15 protein-coding genes are annotated in these 20,928 nt (G+C 35.8%); 6 read left to right on the top strand and 9 right to left on the bottom strand.

Annotation, left to right across the window (positions count from 1 at the left end; translation table 11 throughout):
- Positions 1-8: 8 nt before the first annotated feature.
- From QUE72_RS05495 to QUE72_RS05510, 4 genes are all read right to left on the bottom strand, one after another.
- Positions 9-2,669: a hypothetical protein gene (locus tag QUE72_RS05495; RefSeq protein WP_286272041.1), complete on the bottom strand. Its 2,661-nt coding sequence runs from the start codon at positions 2,667-2,669 to the stop codon at positions 9-11.
- A gap of 238 nt (positions 2,670-2,907) precedes the next feature.
- A complete protein-coding gene (locus QUE72_RS05500) occupies positions 2,908-4,950 on the bottom strand; it encodes a tetratricopeptide repeat protein (RefSeq protein WP_286272042.1) in 2,043 nt (680 codons plus the stop codon).
- A gap of 127 nt (positions 4,951-5,077) precedes the next feature.
- Entirely contained in the window at positions 5,078-6,124 is a 1,047-nt protein-coding gene (locus tag QUE72_RS05505) for a patatin-like phospholipase family protein (protein ID WP_286272043.1), read from the bottom strand.
- A gap of 3 nt (positions 6,125-6,127) precedes the next feature.
- Positions 6,128-7,309 carry an anti-phage deoxyguanosine triphosphatase gene (locus QUE72_RS05510; protein ID WP_286272045.1) on the bottom strand — a complete coding sequence of 394 codons (1,182 nt, stop codon included), beginning with the start codon at positions 7,307-7,309 and terminating at the stop codon, positions 6,128-6,130.
- Between QUE72_RS05510 and QUE72_RS05515 the strand changes: the two genes are divergently transcribed.
- From QUE72_RS05515 to QUE72_RS05540, 6 genes are all read left to right on the top strand, one after another.
- Positions 7,243-8,517 (top strand): hypothetical protein, encoded by a 1,275-nt coding sequence (locus tag QUE72_RS05515; protein WP_246454991.1) that lies wholly within the window; start codon positions 7,243-7,245, stop codon positions 8,515-8,517. The two genes, QUE72_RS05510 and QUE72_RS05515, sit on opposite strands and share 67 nt — an antisense overlap.
- Positions 8,510-10,804, top strand: a complete 2,295-nt coding sequence (locus QUE72_RS05520; RefSeq protein ID WP_286272047.1) for a hypothetical protein — start codon at positions 8,510-8,512, stop codon at positions 10,802-10,804. Before QUE72_RS05515 ends, QUE72_RS05520 begins: the two co-directional genes overlap by 8 nt.
- Positions 10,805-13,492, top strand: a complete 2,688-nt coding sequence (locus tag QUE72_RS05525) for a hypothetical protein (RefSeq protein WP_286272049.1) — start codon at positions 10,805-10,807, stop codon at positions 13,490-13,492.
- Positions 13,492-14,013: a hypothetical protein gene (locus QUE72_RS05530; RefSeq protein ID WP_184424859.1), complete on the top strand. Its 522-nt coding sequence runs from the start codon at positions 13,492-13,494 to the stop codon at positions 14,011-14,013. Before QUE72_RS05525 ends, QUE72_RS05530 begins: the two co-directional genes overlap by 1 nt.
- A gap of 105 nt (positions 14,014-14,118) precedes the next feature.
- On the top strand, positions 14,119-15,597 hold the full coding sequence (gene dgt, locus QUE72_RS05535; RefSeq protein WP_184424861.1) for a dGTPase: 1,479 nt from the start codon (positions 14,119-14,121) through the stop codon (positions 15,595-15,597).
- A gap of 129 nt (positions 15,598-15,726) precedes the next feature.
- On the top strand, positions 15,727-15,957 hold the full coding sequence (locus QUE72_RS05540; RefSeq protein WP_286272055.1) for a hypothetical protein: 231 nt from the start codon (positions 15,727-15,729) through the stop codon (positions 15,955-15,957).
- Here QUE72_RS05540 and QUE72_RS05545 read toward each other — a convergent pair whose 3' ends face one another.
- The 5 genes from QUE72_RS05545 to QUE72_RS05565 form a co-directional block, all read right to left on the bottom strand.
- Positions 15,958-16,314 (bottom strand): hypothetical protein, encoded by a 357-nt coding sequence (locus QUE72_RS05545; RefSeq protein WP_286272056.1) that lies wholly within the window; start codon positions 16,312-16,314, stop codon positions 15,958-15,960.
- 255 nt (positions 16,315-16,569) lie between these two features.
- Positions 16,570-18,549: an LTA synthase family protein gene (locus QUE72_RS05550; protein WP_286272058.1), complete on the bottom strand. Its 1,980-nt coding sequence runs from the start codon at positions 18,547-18,549 to the stop codon at positions 16,570-16,572.
- A 93-nt stretch (positions 18,550-18,642) separates the two neighbouring features.
- Positions 18,643-18,822 carry a hypothetical protein gene (locus tag QUE72_RS05555; protein WP_286272059.1) on the bottom strand — a complete coding sequence of 60 codons (180 nt, stop codon included), beginning with the start codon at positions 18,820-18,822 and terminating at the stop codon, positions 18,643-18,645.
- A 49-nt stretch (positions 18,823-18,871) separates the two neighbouring features.
- Positions 18,872-19,237: a diacylglycerol kinase gene (locus tag QUE72_RS05560; protein ID WP_286272061.1), complete on the bottom strand. Its 366-nt coding sequence runs from the start codon at positions 19,235-19,237 to the stop codon at positions 18,872-18,874.
- Positions 19,238-20,923: a phosphoethanolamine transferase gene (locus QUE72_RS05565; RefSeq protein ID WP_286272063.1), complete on the bottom strand. Its 1,686-nt coding sequence runs from the start codon at positions 20,921-20,923 to the stop codon at positions 19,238-19,240.
- Positions 20,924-20,928 lie beyond the last annotated feature (5 nt).

Raw genomic sequence — 20,928 nt, forward strand, 5'->3', positions numbered from 1 at the left:
AACATCCTTTATGAGCAACTTTTTGTTGCAGTTTGTCTTGCTTGGCTTTGTTGACGACTATTGGGATACCCTGATTTTTTGATCATATTAGCTATTGTGTTGCCGTATGATGTTGCATAACACCCGCAGTTTACGCCGCTAAATGCTCCTGATTTTTGCATAGACGTACATTGATTAAGTTGTAGGTCTGCAATAGCTTTCTCATCGGCACATTGACGGAAAGGTTCACTCTTTGCGAATTTATACTCCGTTATATTAGGTGTTTTTTCTCTCTGTTTTTCGTATGCGTTTGCGGCACATTCACAATTGTATGTATTCGCGGTGCCATTACGCATGCAACGTCCTAAATAATCTAACCGGTATGCGTTGCTTGAAACTTTACGTGGTTTTATTATGTTTTGTTGCTCTGCATGTTGAGCTGGATTACCAAGGCGTAATGCTAATTTGCGTTCTTTTTCAGCTTGTGCCCGTTTAGCTAATAGTGATTGCATCGCAGCTTTATTGTCAAAGTCAATATTCGTCAATGTGTTAAATGCCTGCTTAGTTAATGCGATAAAGTGCTCGTTAATCGTGTTATCACTTAATTTGTGGTTGTTGCGTTCATTTTTTAGCATATGCATAACGCGTTGCATGCCATATAGGTCTAGATAATCAAAACCTAAAAACTGTATATAATCATTGTAAATGGCACCTTGGGTGCTAAGCGTTAGATTGCCTTGTTTTATCACTTTTTCAACAACGCTTTTTCCCATTGTTTTCGCAGTATCTAAATCCTCAAAGTTAGTTTTTGCTATGACTGGAAATAAATCTGCGCATCTGTTTATTGCAACGGTTGCTTTCAATAATGTTTGGTAGCTTGTGTTAGCTGGCGCGTCAAACAATTCACTTGCTAAAGAAGCACCTTGCTCACAACTTACGATATTTTTAAGTAAAATTGCTTGGTAAAATTTAGGTTTTCCTGTTCTTTGATCGTTACCTGTAATTCCTACTTGTTGTATAAAGCCATATAAATTGCCAGGTGGTTGATGAATATTACTTTCAATTAACTTATCAGGAAATTTCCCCATCATTTCTTGTTGTAATTTACTGCTTTTTTCTGCAGCACTTAACACTTTTAACGCCCCATTTATTTCTTGTTGGTGCTGCTTTATCCATGGTGATAATGTTTGCTCGACAAACGTTAAATATTTCGTTTGTTTTTCGTTGCTTTTAGCTACTTGATTGAATTTATTCTGCTTGTTTTTGGCGTATGCTGACCAGTTAGGTAACCATTGCTCTGCTGTCATTACTCTGTCTGGTGGGCAATCTCGGCAAGTAGCACGACCACTTAACGGTGCTTGGGATACGTTGTTTTGCTGCCATTCATTGAATTGATTAGCAGAAGTAAATGTTGATACGTTGCGAGTAACATTGTTGTGTAATTCGTTAAAACACAAACGATGTAAATACGCAGGTTTTAACTGATAATTAAGAGCGAATGACTTTTGGTTGTTGGGAATCAGCCAAGGTGAGTCTTGGTTAAATTGTGTTAAATAGTTTGTATCACATGACTGCGTTAATGCTGCAACCAGTTCAGCTTGGCTGCCATATTCACTAAATTGCAGTGCTTTTTTCTTCCAGGTGTTTGAATCAACTTTACTTTTTAATTTTTCCAGTTTTTCCATCGAGGCTTTAATTTGGTCAAGTTTAAAACCGTTTTTGTTGACACTTGATTGAATTTTTTTAAATTCATCTGTATTAGTAAAAAGGTTTTGTGCCTCAGAAAATGTAAGGTTTTCAATCGCATTAACTGCAACCACTTGCTTAACTTTATCACTAATGGTGATTTCTTTTTCTACGAGTAGTTCATCTAAGTTTAAACTTGGTGCTTCTTTAACTGGCCACTTACCCGCTTTTATTTCTTGTCCAGCAGCTATTAATGTGGTGACAATTTGGGGAGTGGTTTTTGACTTATCTAAATAAGCGTTGAAATAGTGAATACAACCGCCTGTTTGCCCAGTTAGTTTCTGCTCCAAGCCCATTGTTAATGCACGCAAACTACCTTTTGCTGAAATCTGTTTTATACCTGTTGCAGTCTTGGCTTTTTGCTGCGCGGCAGGAATATTGTCAAAATTTCTTGAGAGTTGTTTAGATGTATTTTCACATTGTGACTTACATAACTTTACTACACCGGCGCTATTCATATATGACTGACAATATGCAGATAAATGACTGTATAACGCTTTTACTTTATTAGGAGCAAGATTACCTGATTGGTCATGAATGGTAAGATCTACATTGGGTAGAGGAGCTGTTTTAGCCGCTTGTTGACTGCTGGCTGATGTTTGTTCAGCGTTAACAATCAAATTAAGGTTACTATCAACCATCATCAAGCTCATATAAACACTAGAGTGCGTGGCAGAGTTTTTCGAGCTATCGTTTGCAAAAGCGTCGCGACATGCTTTTACTCCCTGTTTAATTGTTGGAATTTTGCCGCTTAAGCTAGCCATATTCTTTAATATTTTAGCTTGAGTTGCGCATGTTTTTTGACAGCTTCCTTGGCAAATATTACTTGCTTGTTCTAAAGCATTTATTACGTCTTGCCGGCTTTTTGGAATGTTTATTGCGTTTGCTGTAATGCTTATTAATAAGGCTGAAATTAACCAACCCATAATGAGAAAACGTATCATGTTTATCGTCCTTTAAACTGTTATATGTTTTGATTATTACAGGTAAAAATATAATTGGAATAAGCACTCTAGCTTAACTGCCGTTAACTACAGTTAAATGACGTTAGTGATTTTTTAGCAATAGAGAAGGTAAAGCAATGCAAATTTTGAGCGTTAAAAAATTTTCAACTGCATTAAACGTTTTTTATAAAATAGATCTATGGACAATACTTTAGTATTACTCATAGATCTGTAGTGATTAACTAGCGAGCGGGGCTAAAATTGGATCTTTAACAAAACCAGGACACATGCCCACTATTTGTTTGTAGATTGGTCGTGCAGGTTCAAACTCTCCGAGCATGACATAAGCGAGCATTAAGCGAACTAATGCGTTTGGTATTGTTGCCTTGCTTGCTACTTCATTAAGTTCATTTAACAATTGTTGTTTCGTTGGCTGCTCGATACTTTGTTCATCAATATAGGCATCAGCAACTTTGATATACACGAGTTGTACTTCGGTATTACCTGGGGCTTTGCCTGCAATACGTAACCGTTCAGCAATTTGTAACGCTTTAGCAAAACTTTCATGTGCCACTTGTTTATTGCCATCAGCCTGATAAGCAAGTGCTTTGGTGATCCAAGGATCAAAATGACCGTCTACTTTTTCTGTTGTTAAAAGTGCCATGCCGCGTTCGGCATATTCAACCGCTTTGTTCGTTTCACCTAAAAACTGAAATAAAGACGCAAGTTGGTGTTCAATTATCCAGCTAGGATCTCGTTCGAGTTTGTTAACTTTTAGAAAAGCTTGTTTTGCTTGCTCCATGTCTCCTTGGCAAAAGTGCATGGTTCCTAAGTTATTTAAATTATTGAAATTTTCATCTTTTTCTACGCTTTTTTGAAGCGTTGTTATCGCTTCAATGGGTTTACCTATACGATATAATAAATGTGACTTTAAAAAATATGCTCGCCAGCTTTCAGGCTCTTGAGCAATAGCGTTATCAATAATGTTTATCGCATCAGAATATAACGCAGGTTGCTTTTGCTGTGCCGCTTGCTTTTGAACGACTTTAAATTGACCATACAAAGCATCAGTATAGCCAGGATTCATTGCTAAAATATCTTGGTAATAAGCCATTGAGTCTTCAAGCTTCCCTTTGGCGCGTGTGAAATTTGCCATTCCTTGCAAAGACTCTTCTACAGGTGCTATTTTCAATGCTTGTGTGCAAGTATCTTCGGTTTCACCAATCATTTTAACATCACTAGATAAGCTAGCTTTACGTAATAGGGTAGTGCAAAGTGCACCTTGCGCGCGCGCAAAGTTAGCGTCAATACGAATTGCTCGTTGTAAGCGTGCTTCTGCACGAGATAAGTTAGCTAAAGTATTTTCTTGATTTAAGTATTGCATGGCGAGCATGAATTGCTCTACAGCTTCATTTTGTAAGGTGAGTCCATCTATGCTCAGCACACTGCCTGTTTGTATAAAAGTGGTGAACGTTTGTGCTATTCGATTAGTCAATAGGCCAAGTTGTTTATTTAAAGAGACAGTTAACAGCGCATCGTTGTACAGCATAATACGTTGATGTTGATCTAATAGATAAACTGTTAGATGACTGAAGCGTTCAAGATTGGTGATTTTCCATGTAATGACATAGTCAGCCTCTACTGATTTACTCCAATCTAGTTGATCTAGTTGCATCACAGATTTTGGCCAATGCTTTACGAGTTTTACGGTTGGCGATAATTGCTGTGAAAGCCTATTTGTTATAGCTTCGTTGATAGTATCATCTGAATTTATGATACCAAGTTTTACTATTTCGATACTCGCAGGCGGGCGAACTTTGTTACTATTTTCTGTGTTGGTTGGGGGAAAGAAAAATTGATAGCTTGTGATCAATATGGCGAGTAAAAAAACAAAAATAAAGGCAGGACTTTGCCATCTCTTTTTATTTTCAATGATGTCATCATGCACTTTATCCGTTGAACTTTGTTTTGAATCAACAGGTTGAGGTGTTGTTTTTATAACAGGAGCTTCCGTATCTTCACTGGTTAAATACAATTGGTAAGCTGGTACACAAAGGGCTTCGGCAATACGTTCTAATGATATAGGCTCTACGGGAAGTTGCCGAAATGCTCTATTAACCATGTCTTTCGGTGGGGTTGCTAGGCCTTCTTGTTCGGCAATTTTTTTAGCTAAAGCGGTTTGTGTTTTTAGCCCTACCGCTAGCATGGCTGCATCGAGCTTTTGTCGTGATGCTTTAATGCCACGCTTACGTGATTGGTTATTGTCTTTTTTTATTACCATCGACGTTCAGTTAGTATGCTTTTTAATTATCATGCACAGTGGTTAAAATTAAGTCAATGATAATATGTGGTTAAGTAGTTCTTTATTCATCTAAAGGCACGTCGATTTATTCGCGATTCTTTTCTGTTTAAAGAGGTACAATTTTATTTATGTCGGGGGTACGAATAAACTGTGCAAAACTTTCAGCAAGTTGCTCTGAATGCGACAATACGGTTTGCCAATACGCAACTCTTTCTTGCGGTTCCATGGTGGTAAAGTCTTTACGATCCGGAATCTTTTTAAAAGGTAAGCTGTTGATAAATTTAGTTGAAGGACAAAGCATGACAACATTTTCATAATGTTTTATGGAGACTTGACGTTTTGAGGTTTTATCGAACCAACCTGGCTTAGGTTGATTATTAAAATGAGGATATAAAATTAACCCTTTATTGTCGGGTAAGTTAACGTCAAAGTGGTAATCTATGAGTCCGCCATCACGATACATACCTGTAGGGGCTTGCTCGATAAACTTTACTCCCTGCATCACCAATGGGATAGAGCCAGACGCCAGTAAAGCTTGCTTATAATTCACCGAGTTTAAACTGATATATTGATTATTGAAGCGGTATTGATCTGAAACTTTTAACGGGCTATTAGGCGCATGGAAGACAAAACGTTGATATTGCTTTGCTAATAAACCACGATTCACGCGGTTTAGTAATATGCTGCCAATTAAGCCAAATATTTGCGGGATTTTGTGATCGTAGCTAGTTAATCCACGACATTTAGCCACGATAAAATGTGGTTTAAATACAGGGTGATTAAGTGATTCTTCGATACCTTGTTCAGAAAAAACTGCATCGAGTAACGCTTTTGCTTTATCTGTCACCTCAACTGCATCAGCGTTTTTAGAATAAACCGTTTCACTATAAATTTCTGCTAATGCTGTTATAGCAGTTACCGGATCATGTTGACTTAATGCAGCAAAGCGGAAAGCGCCAGCAGATGAGCCAACTAAATTGATTGTTTGTGTAGTGTTTTTAAAAAATTCACCAAAGATAAATTTATCTAATCCAAATAACGTAAACCACTTAGGGCCACCACTTGCCCCGTACATTGCACTGAATAACCCTGGTGTAAAACCATTTTCATTTATTTGTTTTAAGGCATTTTTGCCAGCGTAAATCGTTAACATGCTTTAATTATTTGACCATGAAAGGGGGGTGTGATCTTGAGGAATAAACAATGATTGATAAAGCTTGGTGGCAAAATCATCAGTCATACTAGCAACGTAATCAGCAATCACGCGATGTGGATTTTCTTCCTCACGTAATGCTTTTAGGTATTGTACTTTAGCTTGATTAGGCAGTAAACGCTCAGGATCAGAAGACAATGCTTCAAATAATTCCATGACAATCTGTTGTCCGCGATATTCAACTTGCTGTATTGCAGGTTGCTTAATAACAAATTGATATACGAACCCTTTAAAAATGTCTAGCACTTGTTCCGCTATTTTCGGATGTTTAGCGTTGTAACGTAACAATGGCTCAGTAAATGTAGTGTTTTGATCTGTATTTAAATCAACGAGTTCTATCGCAGTAATTAAGTAATTTACTAATGAGCCAATGGCTTCTTTTTGTAAGTGATGCTGCGTACTAAAAAGTTGTTCGGTTAATTGAATGCTGATTTGTTGCAACCATTGATCATCTAATTGTTGTAGTTTTTGAACGACATGTTTCTCAAAATCATTTGCTTGCACGACACCTGTGGCTATTGCATCTTCTAAATCGTGTATTCCGTAGGCGATATCATCGGCAAGTTCCATCATTGAACAATCTAACGATTTATAATGTGTTTTGAGATGTTTATTTGCCGATGGCTCAGAACTTGATTGAAATAATTCTCTGTCTTGTGACGATAGTGGTGCTAATAACCAATTGATAGAAGATGTGTCATCGTTATATAGCCCTTTCGGCGGATGCCAGTCGCTTGCTTTTAACTGACGAAATCGTTGCGGTGCCTCAGGTGATTTTTTTGCGGTTAAGAGATCTAACGTTTGTGGATATTTAACCAATCCTAATAAGGTTCGCCGAGCTAAATTCATACCATAACCTTCACTGAATGGCTCTAAACGTGAAACAATACGAAAGGTTTGACCGTTACCTTCAAATCCGCCATGGTCTCGCATCATAAAGTGTAAGGCAACTTCACCGCCGTGACCGAAAGAAAACAGACACCCACTAATAAATATAAAAATGTATCCATTGTTTGAAAGATAAATTAGTATGTAATTAGACGTGGTGTGAGAAATAGATGATGTATAACTTTCAAAGTGAAAAATATAAAACAAAGATGATGTGTGACTCTGATGGTATTCCATTGTTGCTACCCAACTTATATTTACATTCGCTTTATAAAAATAGACAAGTATACAAATTAACATGGATCGATGGGTCTGGAAAGCGCCGAATTAAAGACGCTGAGCTAAATAAAGTAACGTTATCAAAGAAAAAAATTACCGAATTCTTTTATGAGTTGAGAAAGTTTCTTTTATGGCTTGAAAGTTATTCAGAAAACTCATCTACAATTTCGCTAACTACACACCACAACTTACCTGAAGAAGTAATCAATTATTACATAAATAATGTATTGATTTTAGATCGTAATACCAGCGAGAAAATGATCGAAAAAGCTGTCTCAGGCTTAATATATTACTACAACTATTTAGCTTTCAATGGATTTACCAACATTAAAGAGATCAGTGTCAAAAGTGAAAACAAATCTATTGCAAGGGATAATACTAAAAGGAGAAATGTTATTAAGTATTTGTCTCCACGCATGCGAGCTGAACTTTATGCAAATGCTAAAAGCCTGCGAGTCGAATGTATTTTGCGTGCAGGTGGAGAATGCGGCCTTCGTACAAAGGAAAATATGGGATTATTACTAAGCGATTTTAAAGTTGGTGGCCGATCATATTCAGGAATAAAATCGTTTTGCAAGGAAATAGATATTGAAACAAAACTCAATAAGCCCTTTAACAAACAAAAGCAAGAGTTCAAATATTGGCTTCAAGGTAAATATACTAAAGGCCGCAGAGGTGGTGTTGGCGGCATTTCTAGATGGATTTATATTCCACGTGATGTCATGTTGCGATTTAAACTTTATTACGAGACTGAAAGACCCGAATGTGCTGAGGATAGCTTGTTGTTAACAGATCCTAAAAGTGGTGTTGTACATGGGATAAAGGAATACCAAGGCTCTAGAGATTTTAGTGAGACGCAGGGCTTAGTAATTGATAAACAACAGCAAGGACTATTACCAGATTATCTTCATATGCTGGACGATAAACATTCATACCACATTCTCAGGCATTCTTATGGTACAGATAAGTTCCATGATGCTATTGAGGAAGATGGGCTTGAGCTTGAAAGTGTTACGCATTTATCTAGGCCATATTTGCTAGTAGCAGAATTATTGGGTCATGAAGCTCAGGGCAAAGATGCTCCAATAACAACAAGAAAATACATAAGGTCTGCTAAGGAAAAGCGTGATCAAGAAAAATCATACTTGGAGTGCTCATATGGATAACGTTGAAGCTAGCTTATTAAAGCAACAAGCTGAGATGCTGGCCGAATTTTCGAGCAAAAAAACAGTTAGAGCAGTTGATTTTGAGCCATTTGATGTGGATAGATTTATTGTTCCCGAATATCAGGGGGCAAAGTCGCAAATCATAATTCTCAAAGATGGAGAATCACAAGAGAAGCGATTGATATTTGCGGCTTTATACGCTGCAAATTATATAACATTTGTTCTTGATGAGGGGACTGAAGGCTATCGTAAAACATTATCTCATATAGTTCCGAAGTTTATGATTTATTTAAATGTACTAAAAATAGATCAATTTAATCGTGTAAATATCTTAAAGTGTTTTGAATCTTATCGGGTTGAAAACGATGGAGTAAAGACTCAAAGCACAGGAATGATCGAATTAATACGGTTGATTAACAAAGCGCTCAATTATGTTCCTTTTGGTAACGAGTTACTTGCAACCAATGATTATAGATACTTAGATTTACTATCAAAAAGCAAACCCGCAGTAAGTGATGGTAGTGTGCAAACTACACTCACTGATTACTTTGGCTTTCACTCTTGGTTAAGAAGAGATGATATCGGTGTTGGTGCGCAACTATATAAAAGAGCTGAATCACCAAAATTATTGATGTGGTCATTCCAAATTACAATTAGCAGCGCATTAATTGAAATTAATAAGGCAAAACACGCGCTTATTGATCTGTTTAATAAGAAGAGGGTTCAACCAAAATATTTTCCCGCGAAATTGATTCGTCCTCATTTAGATAATTATAAAGGCGGACGCGAAAGTAAGCAGTTTCGAGTAGATGAAGCAGCATTTAAAGTTGCTACTTTAACTAATAAAAGAGATTTTTTTGAGAAACTTAGAAATGTTCTTACTGGTATCGAAGCCGATAGCATAATCAATACAGCTTTAGAGTCTCTAATATATTCTCAATGCGTGGAAGAGGCACAACAGTATGCTAAAGACGAATTTTGGAATACAGGAAAAATAGCAACCCAAACAACAAAGATATCTAATAAAAGAGTCACAGTTTTTCGTCAGGTAACTGAAAGCTCACTTTTATTTACACCGGATTTTATTCAAGAGCTAGTTGAATATTCGCAAGCAAAAAAAAGAAAGATCCCAATTTCTAAAGGGGAAAATTACTTATTTGCGCTATTAATGTCATATCAAACGGTACCATATAATGATTTGTTTAAAATAAAATTGAGTGATTTTAGATTTTCTAAAAGACAAACAGGAGAAGTTACTCAAATAGAATCAGACTATTTCAAGTCTCGCGCAAAAAGCTATCATGAAATAGAAGCAGTTGAAGGAAATTCGGTACTAGGTACTTCAATAATTGCTTTTCTAAATGACCGTACTGACAGCCTTAAAGTCAACAACAAATTAATTGATAACGATGGTTCGTTACAATCCAAAATGGGAATAACAACAAGCATCTCGCTGTTTTTCAAGTTTTTAGGGAAATCTCATATTCGTGACGTGCTAAATACCCAGTTATTAAAAGAAAAGGTTTCACCCGTATTCATCGAATGTGTTGTGGCTATATGTGAGAAAGGTATTCGAAAAGAGGCTTATGAGAGAAAAAATACTAACTGGCTTTTAAACTGCGAAACACCAACGGTGACTCGTATCTTTAGTTCGGAAGCAGTTAAGAACTCAAAGGTACACTCTCAATCAGATAACTTTGACCCAACTCGAATTACTAATTACAACTCTCATACGAATGAAACAGAGCGCACTAATTATCGTACCGAAGACAATCAAACTTGGATAGATAACTGCGGAAAAATTACTCGCACTGTAATGAATGATATTTCCTTAAATGTCTTAAGGCCTAGTAAGTCAGAAGTTTCTGAATATAACACAACAATAAAAAGTGCATTACAAACCCTAAAATTAAAGGCAGATAATACCTTGGCACTATTAAAAGTTGTTACTGGCAAAAGTGATGGCAAGGTCAATGACCTTGGTTTCTTGGTATCAAATAAACACAGTGAAGATAGTTTGCCTGATAACATTTATCTTGTTGATTCACCGGAAACTGTTCTTAAGTTTTTACACTACTTAGGGGAAATAGAACGCTGTCATCAAAAAATCTTTGAACGAGCACCAGAGTACTTGTTTCTAGAGGCGTTACCCACGGCAGAATGGATAGAAGCAGTTTTATCTAACAGATTGTTTAGCAATGAAACGGTTGCAGAAGGTCAGAAGTTATATAAAAAGTATAAAAAAGATCTACCACCCATTTTTACCGCATTTACTGGGAGTTACTAAGTGAAAAATTTAGTTAGTTCAGTTAGCTACATTAATAATTCTAAATCTAGGTTCTTAGAGCATTGTAATGACATGCTCCGTTTAATTGATCCTAACGGACATGCTTCCTTTGAAAGTCATAAATGGGTAATTCCTTTTTCTTCAAATAATACAAAAGTGGAAAATTGGTATGCAACGTTATATTTTGAAGACTTCAATAATGAAACTTTAAATTTCAAATCAAGTATTAGAATTGAGTTTGAAGTTGAAGAGTTCATTAATTTGAAGATTATCGACTTTGCCAAGTGGCTTTTTTTACAACAAAGACATAATAACTCGTTGGATTATGCAGGTGTTTGGTATTTACAAATGTTAAAAGTGCTTTTTGCATTTCTGCGGGAAAATAACATCGACTCGTTAGATGAAACTAAGATAGAGGACTTTTTTAGTTTGGCTCTTACTCACGATTTTATTGACGGGACCTTTGTTAGACGCCTGTCATCTCCAGCTTATGCTTCACGATTTAAAATGTTTAACTTATTGAGTATTACAAGAACTTTGCGCCTTCACGGCGTAGAAGGCGTTGTTCCTAATATCCAAGAGGATGATATAAACAAAGCGTTTAATACAGCGTGCTTAGCGCAAATAGATATGACTTTGGCAGATTATAAAAAAGGCGGAACATTTGACTTTTTAACTTTGGATGTGGGTAAACATTATGTTGATTATTGTGCAAGCTTCTTTGAGCAACATATTGTTTTTGCTACAGCTCTTCGTAGTGCTGTTATTGAACTAGGATTCGATTTAGTAGAGAACGGAAATCAATACAAGTGGGATGCCTTATTTAGTGAAAATAAAGAGCAACTCTGCAATTTAATTGCTAATAAATATAACCAAATAGTAGTTAAGTATCATGCGTTTAACATATATAAACTTAATCAAATAATATCAGAGTTAAAACTGGACGAAACTCGTTTTGACTCTTATGAATTCGTGAGATCACTGATGTATGCTCGCTTTTATGATGGTCAGCTTAAAAAAAGAGAGCATATACTGTCAGAATACGCTGCGTGTATTAATAGTGATAACGCAGGCTTCAGGATCGACTTTACATTACAAGATTTCGATGATTATTGTGACGATGCTTTAAGCGAACAAATTTTAAATTTAGAGAAAACGAAAGTACTTCTGGACGAATACTTAGATCTATTTCGTGATAGAACTAATGCCAAAATGGGGAGTTTTTTCAGGGATGTTGAAGCTGCTGGTGTAACGGCTCTGGTAGCTTATACGGGCTGGCGAGCAAGTGAATACGGGTTTCCTGAATCATCGTTAAAATCTACTGTTAATAAAGATATTTCAGATGCCGTTTATTCACCGTTTCGATTTTACATTAAATGGATTTCGCCAAAGACAAATGGTGAAACATTACTGGAAAGAGAGATAACGTTATCCACTGCAATTCTTATTAGGCAATTGTCTGTTTTTACAGAGGAAAATGACAATGGTTTTGCGTTGACTTCAGCTAAATTTGGAGACACTACGCTAATTGGGAGTCATGTTCGCGGTATGGTAGCGAGGCATTGGGTAAGATTTCCTGAAAAATACGAAACATTTTTGGATTTAGATGAGCTTGAATTACTAACTGTTAAAGATACCGATGGCAATTTAGTAGAATTAAAAAGAAGGCAGTATTTGACAGATAAATATGATTTGAATAGTCCTGTAGTCGAGGGACTTATAGAGCTTAGAGACAAACTCAGAAAAGATAATCAGGTCTTACAGCTAATTGCTCGCAGTTATAAAATCGGTCAGAAACACTTACGTGTTGCCGAAACTATTAGACTTTATGCCAATGGTGAACTTGATGAGATTGCAGTTGAAATTTTAGAAAGCCGCTTATCTCAAGAAACTTTGGAATACATTAAAATAAATCATGTCAATATCAGCGATTCGGATACAAGAGCAATAATAGACGAGATTAAAGAAGGTATATTTAATGCAACCCCACATGCATTAAGACATGTATGGGCAGAAGCAGTATTAAGACGATATAAAGGCGATATAGGCAAGTTTATCCGAGCAAACTTCAAGCACATTGATGACCGATTTTTTATGGCCTATCTGAAGGGTAAGGAAGCTAAGGCTATAATGCAGGTAGCTAAGAGAACAACAATAAATCACATTGTGCGATCTAGAATCCAAAGCATTAATGAGGAAAGAAGACATTATGCTGGTATGTTTGATCGGTTCATAAATAAAGCTGTTGCTATTACCAAGGTTAATACATTAGAAGAGTATGAAAAATTAGCAAACATGGTTTCGAATAACAGAATAATTGATATTAAAGTTAATCCTTGGAATACGTGCGTGTTGCGAAAAGGTACGTTTGCCAACGCTAAGTGCTCAGAGGGTGGTATACCTCAGCGGCATAAAGCTGAACCTAAGTTTTGCTTAGGTTGTATCAATGGTGATTTTGAAGAAGGAAACTACAACGGCACTGTTGTTTATGTCAAACCAGATGTTGAAGCTTGTAGAAACCCCAACCTTCCAATGTTTATCAAAAGATCACATTTAGTGACTGTTAGATTAGCTCTAAAACGTATACAAGAGCTAGGTAAAAATTACGATGAATCACCTTATCAGAAATATATTGATTTTTTAAATGAAACAATAGAAATGGCGGTCAGCTCTGAGGAGGTGTCGTAATGAGTATAAATTACTACGATGACTTTTTACTGGAAGAAGAAAGGATTCAAGAGCCTAAGGGTATAGAAGTTGATAAAGATTTAACATGGATTTTGCTTCATCCAACTGCCAAAGAAGCTTACACAGCAATAAACAATCTTAAAATGGAAAAGTTACGCTTCATTAGTGGTCATCCGGATAAAGGTAGTTATAAATATAAAAAGTATTGGACTATTTCAAAAGTAGAAGTCGCTAGAAGAGTTGGAAAAAAACCTCAGCCATTGTTCAACAGCAATACATACTCAGCAGGGTTAATAACTTACTTTAATGGCGTAAACAGTAAACTTCATAAAGCGAAATATGACCGAATCAATAAGCCTAACAAGGGGTATCAGCACAAAACTAAGGAAGAGTTGAAAGCAAGTACGGTTAAATTAACAAAAGAAAATAAAAAATTACTTCAGAATACTTGTGAAGAGCTGTATGGAAGGATGTTGAATGACATACCCCTTGATGTAAAAAGAAAGCTAGGTTTAAATTAACAACATTTGCCCAACAGATATAGGTATTGAACAAACATTCCTAATGTTTGTTGGAATTGTAAATTTATAATTATTGAATAATAACAATATTAAGGGAACAGCAGTATGGATTATAACGAAAAGCTAAAACATGAACGCTTTCGTGCATCAACAGCTCCGAAAAAAACATTCGATGAGGAAATGGAATCAGACCGGGGCCGTTCAATCAACTCTGCTGCGGTAAGAAGGCTTCAACAAAAAACTCAAGTGTTTCCTTTAGAATCGAATGCGGCAGTAAGAAGTCGTTTAACTCACTCGTTAGAAGTACAACAAGTTGGTAGGTATATAGCTAAGCTTGTATTAAAAAAACTTGATAATGATGGTAAGTTAAGAGAATTAGGGTTAGAAGATAAAAAAGACGGATTTACCAGCGCAATAGAAATAGCATGTTTACTTCATGATGTTGGAAACCCAGCCTTTGGGCATTTTGGTGAAGAAGCTATCAACATGTGGTCAGGAACGTCATTGTTAAATATCTTTACAGAAAAATTCGGGGATAAAGTTAAGGATAGTAAACTACTAAAAGACTTACTTTGCTTTGAAGGTAATGCCCAAGCCATTCGAATTTTACATAGCTTGCAGGACTTGAACTTGTCATTTACTCAAGTAGCTTGTTTAATTAAATATACTAGACCTGCCTATGAGCAGAGGCCGACAGGAAAAACTGAATCGTATAAATATAGAAAGAAAAAACCCGGCTATTATTATTCTGAAGAAGAATACGTTAATAAACTACAAAGTAGTTTAGGCATTGAATCAGGAAATAGATTTCCACTTACTTACATAATGGAAGCAGCGGATGACATATCATACTGTATTGCGGATTTAGACGATGCTTTGGATAAAGGTATTTTGGACGTAGACCAACTTCATCAAGCTATCGTTAGTATTTGGGAATCTTACTTAGATGATGATGAAGTAGATAACGAGGTAGTTGAAAAACGTTATCTTCCTAACCTTGCGCAAAAGGCATATGCAAGATATGAATCGGAATCTCATAATAAGAACCATTCTTATATACTTACTTTAAGAACTAACTTAGTAAATGATCTAGCCAATTATGCTTCTGAACGATACATTTCCAATCATGAATCAGTTTTCAATGGAACACTTGATGAATCTTTATTAGATGGTAATGACGAATATAATTTGGCAACAGAAGTGTTAAAGGGTGTTGCTTTTAAGTATGTGTTTTCTGCCAAGGAGGTAGAAAGATCAGAATTGCAAGGACATGCTATCATATCAGGGTTACTTGATATATATACACCACTTCTCAAATTAGATTATGAAAACTTTAAATCTCTTTCAAAAAGCGAATCTTTAAAATCTTTTCCTATAGAGACTAGGTTGTACCATTTATTATCTAATAAACATAAGCGCTATTATTGTGATAGCGTAAAAAGGCTACACGATGCAGCAGTCGTAACTGATGAAGATAAAATTATAGAAATGTATTACAGATCGCGCCTACTGATTGACTACGTTAGCGGAATGACTGATAGGTTTTCATTTGAGGAGTATAGAAGTCTATTAGCTATTGATTAGATATATGATTTGGAAGTATGAGTTTAATTCAGTACGAATTGAAGCGTTTTAGTACCAATTCGTTGCAAGTTTGCATTTTAGCTTCTAAAAATGAAGCATGTATTTAAAAACTATTTGAACAGGCAAATAATGAGCAAAGTAGATACTCATCAATCAGAACAAAATATACAGTTATGTAATGATCAATTATCACTTAATCAGCGCATCATGATCAAAAATGTCCGAGAGGCTATTGCTAACAATCGTATTGACGGCCTATCAATAAATCCTATTCTGATAGAGAGAGTAATTGCAGCATGTAAAGATAATCAGAAACTAGATGCTGAACAATTGATCAGAGAGTTTGTAACTCAAAATTAGTCAACTAGCGTTATTTTTAAAAATAGAACTCACAACTTCAACGGTTCCCTTCAGATCATTCAAAGCTACTTTTTTAAATACGGCTGAGGCTGGTTTTAATTTTTTTTCACAAATAGAACCGAATTTACTGCCTGTCAGACCAGAAGATTTTTGCTTTCTTCTATATTTTTTAAGTTGACGTGCGTTCAGTTTTTGCAATCGATCAACTTTTTGGTGATAATACCTTTGTCCCATTTCCTTTACTTTAGCGATAGTATCAAAAGTAACGATTGGGCTATTAGCGATGGAATATTTATCTTTCTGCTTGAACAGTATGGATAAGCGTTTCTTCTGTAGGCGTATTAATTTTCTTTTCATTTTTAATCATTGTTTTTGATATAGAAGATAAGTTGTTATCAACATTAAGTAAAAATCATGGTTCTACCAAAAGTCATTTAATTAAAGCTTCATTGATACTTTTAAATTTACTAATCCTAATGGAACCAGTAATTATTTTTCAAGGCAGGGTTTGTGTTCCCCCCTAAATCAAATAAGCAATACACATGGAGCTAATGTCTAAGATGTAACAGCGTCAATTCGTAGTGTTGTTGTCAGATTCAACTACTAACACTGTCATTCTTGTTTATTGTCTTCTAGTTTAAACCAGCCTTTTTCGTAGGCCAAACTTCCCCACAAAACATGTGCTAAAGCTATCTCTGATAGCTTAGGGTTATCATCGCTAGAAGTTAATGCGTTATGGGCATAATTATAAGTGAAACTCAAAGGGGCCTTACTCGGTTGTAGAATAACAACTTTATCATTAGCCATGTATGCGAAATTTTCTGCATATTGCATCATTGCGCGATTTGAAGCGTCTGGATTAGTAAGGTCATGTCCCAACATGGGAGATTGATTTTCTACTCCCATTAATGAGAGTAAGGTCGGACCTAAGTCTATCTGACTTACAACGCGTTCATCTAATTTAGGGGATATTCCAGAATTTAAAATAACACCGGGAATATGAAAGTTGTTTATTGGGACTAAATCACTTCCCATCGCCCTTGCATCATGATCCGCAACAACAAGAAAAATGGTGTTTTCCCAATATGGTTGTGTTTTAGCTTTAGCAATAAAGTTTCCTAACGCATAGTCAGCATATTGAATAGCCTTATGTCTAAGTAATTCCTTTGCGTCATACTTTTGTAACTGGTTGTCGGTATATTCAATCGGTGTAATAACTCCTTCTGGGATTTCAAAAGGGTCATGATTACTAGAAGTGAATATAAAACTAAAAAATGGTTGTTTACGATTGTGAAGTTCGGTTAATTCAATATCTGCTTGATTAAATAAGTCTTCATCACTGGCTCCCCATGAAGCAACAAATTGAGGGTTTTCAATATCGTCAAAATCGACAATATCAGTGAAACCATTGCCTAAGAAAAAGCTTTTCATGTTATCAAAGTGACTTTCTCCACCATAAATAAATTGGGTTTCATAACCTTTATTATTAAGCAGAGAAGCAATTGTGAAGAAGTCTTTTTGAGATTTATCAAGCTTAACTACAGCTCTTGATGGAGTGGGCGTAAATCCCGTTATTACTGCTTCAATACCTCTTACAGAGCGAGTTCCAGTCGCATATAGCCTTTTAAAAGCCCAGCCTTCGGCATTCAATTTATCTATTTCTGGTGTCAGTGGTATACCACCAAGTGACGACACAAATTGAGCGCCCAAGCTTTCCTCTAAAATAATGACTAGATTTTTAGGTTGTCCTTGATAAACAGGTGCACGTTTAGATAATGATGGCAATTTAGTGTTAACGAAACTATTTGGCGAAATGTTTGTTTCTTGTTTTACTAATTCTATGACTCTTTTTTCGTCCATTTTTCCATATAGCTTAGCTGCATTTTTCTCATCGCCAAACTGTTTGAATGCATAGGCCACACTATAAATGGAGTTTAATGTTAGCGAGTTTATCAGTGGGTCAGTTGAAAAATAGACCAAAGCGGGGTTAATAGGACGATGGCCTAATGTGCCTCTGGCACAAAGCAGTATTGTTAAGAAGAGAATTAAAAAAGCCAGAGTAGAACTTTTCATATTTACTGATGTAAATGATGACTTAACGATCAGTATTCTGCCAAGGGCCTTCCAAATGAATATACTAGAAATGAATAGCAGTATTAATACTATTAGTAAGGTCGCTAAATGACCATTTATAAGCATTTTTGTCACTTCATCTGGATACGCTAGATACTCAATAAATAATCGATTAGGTCTAAATCCGTATTCGTTAATAAAGGCAGGAGTCGCTAATTCAAAAAATATGACTGAGATTGCAGCGATGGAAAACCATAGTTTTAGTAATACTAACCACCATTGCTTAAATTTTGTGACAAATAACCAAGGATGTAATAAAGCAGGTATGGCGCATAGGTAACCAATGGTACTTAAATCGATTCTAAAGCCATTGATTAAAAGCGTTGAAACGCTACTAATGTCGCTAAATCGATCTAACTGCCAAAATGTCAATCCTAGTCTTGATAATAAAAGGACTAGGATAGTTACAATAGAATAAATTAAAAAAGGTCTTAAAGTACAATATACAGCAGTAAACATCGCCAGAGTATCTCGATTATGGACAAGAAGCTCACGCTACCTTATGAAACTTAAGAAATGCTTAGGATAAACTTAAAGTACTTAACCCAAAGACTAATGTTGCTTTTCTGCCGGACGTTTGAGAATTGTGCCTGTTAAATAACCCAAGTTCATAGACATAGATATTGCATTACCACCCGTTTCTCCGAGTGTTGTTGCTAGCACTTTTATTGTCCAAAAAACTAATGTGCTCTGAGGAACCTTTATTAAATTTTCATTGATATTAGTATTCAAATACTTTCTCTCTAAATTTCTGATATGTGACGTTGGATGTAAGCTGCGTTTACCATAAAATTGCTAACCAAGTTAAGACCGCTATTACTAGACTAATAAATACCGCAGCAGAACCTAAGTCTTTCGCTAAACCTGATAGAGGGTGAATTTCTAAGCCAACTCTATCAACAATGGCTTCAATAGCAGTGTTGAGTATTTCAGTAAACAGAATGAATAATATCGCTATAATTAATATAAGTTGTTCATTTACCGTTATCTCAAATAAAAAAGTAATTGGAATCGCTATAACTAAAAGTAGAAGTTCCTGTCTGAAGGCAGCCTCGTTTTTGATAAGCCATTTAAATGCTCTAGCAGAGTTCAATGTGGCAAGATAAACTCGTTTCAAACCTTTAGGCTTATTTTCATTATTAAACATTTATCGATTAGCTCCATTCTTAGTATTTTGGTGTACTGTTTGTGCGATAGCACCCGCTGTTTTGCATTGATTTAGAGGGTTGTTTTGCTTAATAAAAGTCTTTGAGTCCACCGACATTTCACTTAGTAAAATATCAAATACATTATCGTGGGATATATTTTTGTCACTCATTTTACTTACGCAACTGACTCTTTCATTCTGATGTAATGAATCTGCCCAATAAATTAAAGGTACATGAGTTTGTTCTTTGGGGGCAAAAGCATAGGGTAATCCATGCAGAAATACGCCACTCTCACCTAACGATTCTCCGTGATCTGATATATAAATCATAGATGTTTCTATATCTTGTGATTGACTTAACATATTTAGCTCGCTTATAACTTTAGAGAGAACGTAATCGGTGTAGGCTATTGTATTGTCGTAAGTATTGGCTAATTCTTCTGTGCTGCAATTTTGAATATCACTTCGTTGGCAGTCAGGGATAAAGATACGATTCTTATCTGGATAACGCTTATAGTAAGTGGGGCCATGAGAACCGATCATATGGAGTACAATTAAGGTGTCTTCATGTGTTAGCGATGCAAGTTTTTGCTTTAATGGTCTAAGCAGAACTTCATCAACGCAATATTTACCATCACACAACGGGTCAGTATTTGTTGTGTCGATCTGCAAGGTTTTTACTCTATTACAAACACCTTTGCAGCTACCATTGTTGTTACTAACCCAAAGTACATCTGCTCCAGCAAGGTGGATAATATCTAGCGCATTTTGCTGAGCAATTGCCAGACGTTTATCGTAATTTTCTTTGTCTAACCTAGAAAACATGCAGGGCACGGATACCGCAGTAGCTGTTCCGCAAGAACTGACATTTTTAAATGAGACGACACCTAACTTTTCAGTAAATTGATTGGTTGGTTTGTGATAGCCATTTAAAGAAAAACTTTGAGCACGAGCTGTTTCGCCCAATACTAATACCGTTACATGTTTAGTGTGCTTTTCATTCACAATTACCGGGTTTGTATCTAATAGGGTAAATTTTAAAGGAGGGTATAAGTAATTTCTCTGAAGATACTTTACGGTTGAATCAATTAATGCGTATGGGGTTAAGTAGCCAACTAAGTCACGATTATTTCTACCGATAGAGGCGTAACTTGAGTAAAAAACGAGAACGATAAGAACCACTATTCCAAAACTTACTCCCATTAATTTTGTTCGATCAAATAACTCCCCTAAAAATGACTTATAAGTTAGTCGTATTTTTGCAATCAATATTGAGGGCAATATGCCAAATGTAAATAGGAATATAAATGCTGAAAAATTGACGTATGAAAGGGCTTCTGCCGTGTCTGTCTCAACCGTGTTTTGTATCATGCCATAGTCGAAAACAATGCCATAAGTAATGCTGCTGTAAAAAACAACCGAAGAAACCATTACTAATAGTATAAGCAGAGGCTTCGTAATCCATCTAAATGCAAAAAAGCATTGTAGAAACACTGAAAGACATAGTAATAAAACTGGAATAGAAATTAAGAAGAACTGGTTGAACTCATCAAGTCTAGTGATTGCTGCTGTTGTTTTTATAAAGAAAGGGATATTGAGTAAAAAAATCACGTAGCTACAAGTAAACAAGACCAGTTTATTTGTAGAAAACGTAAATGAATTGAACAAGTTTGTTACTTTATTCATTTATA

It is taken from the genome of Thalassotalea hakodatensis (assembly GCF_030295995.1).
Lineage (GTDB): Bacteria > Pseudomonadota > Gammaproteobacteria > Enterobacterales > Alteromonadaceae > Thalassotalea_C > Thalassotalea_C hakodatensis.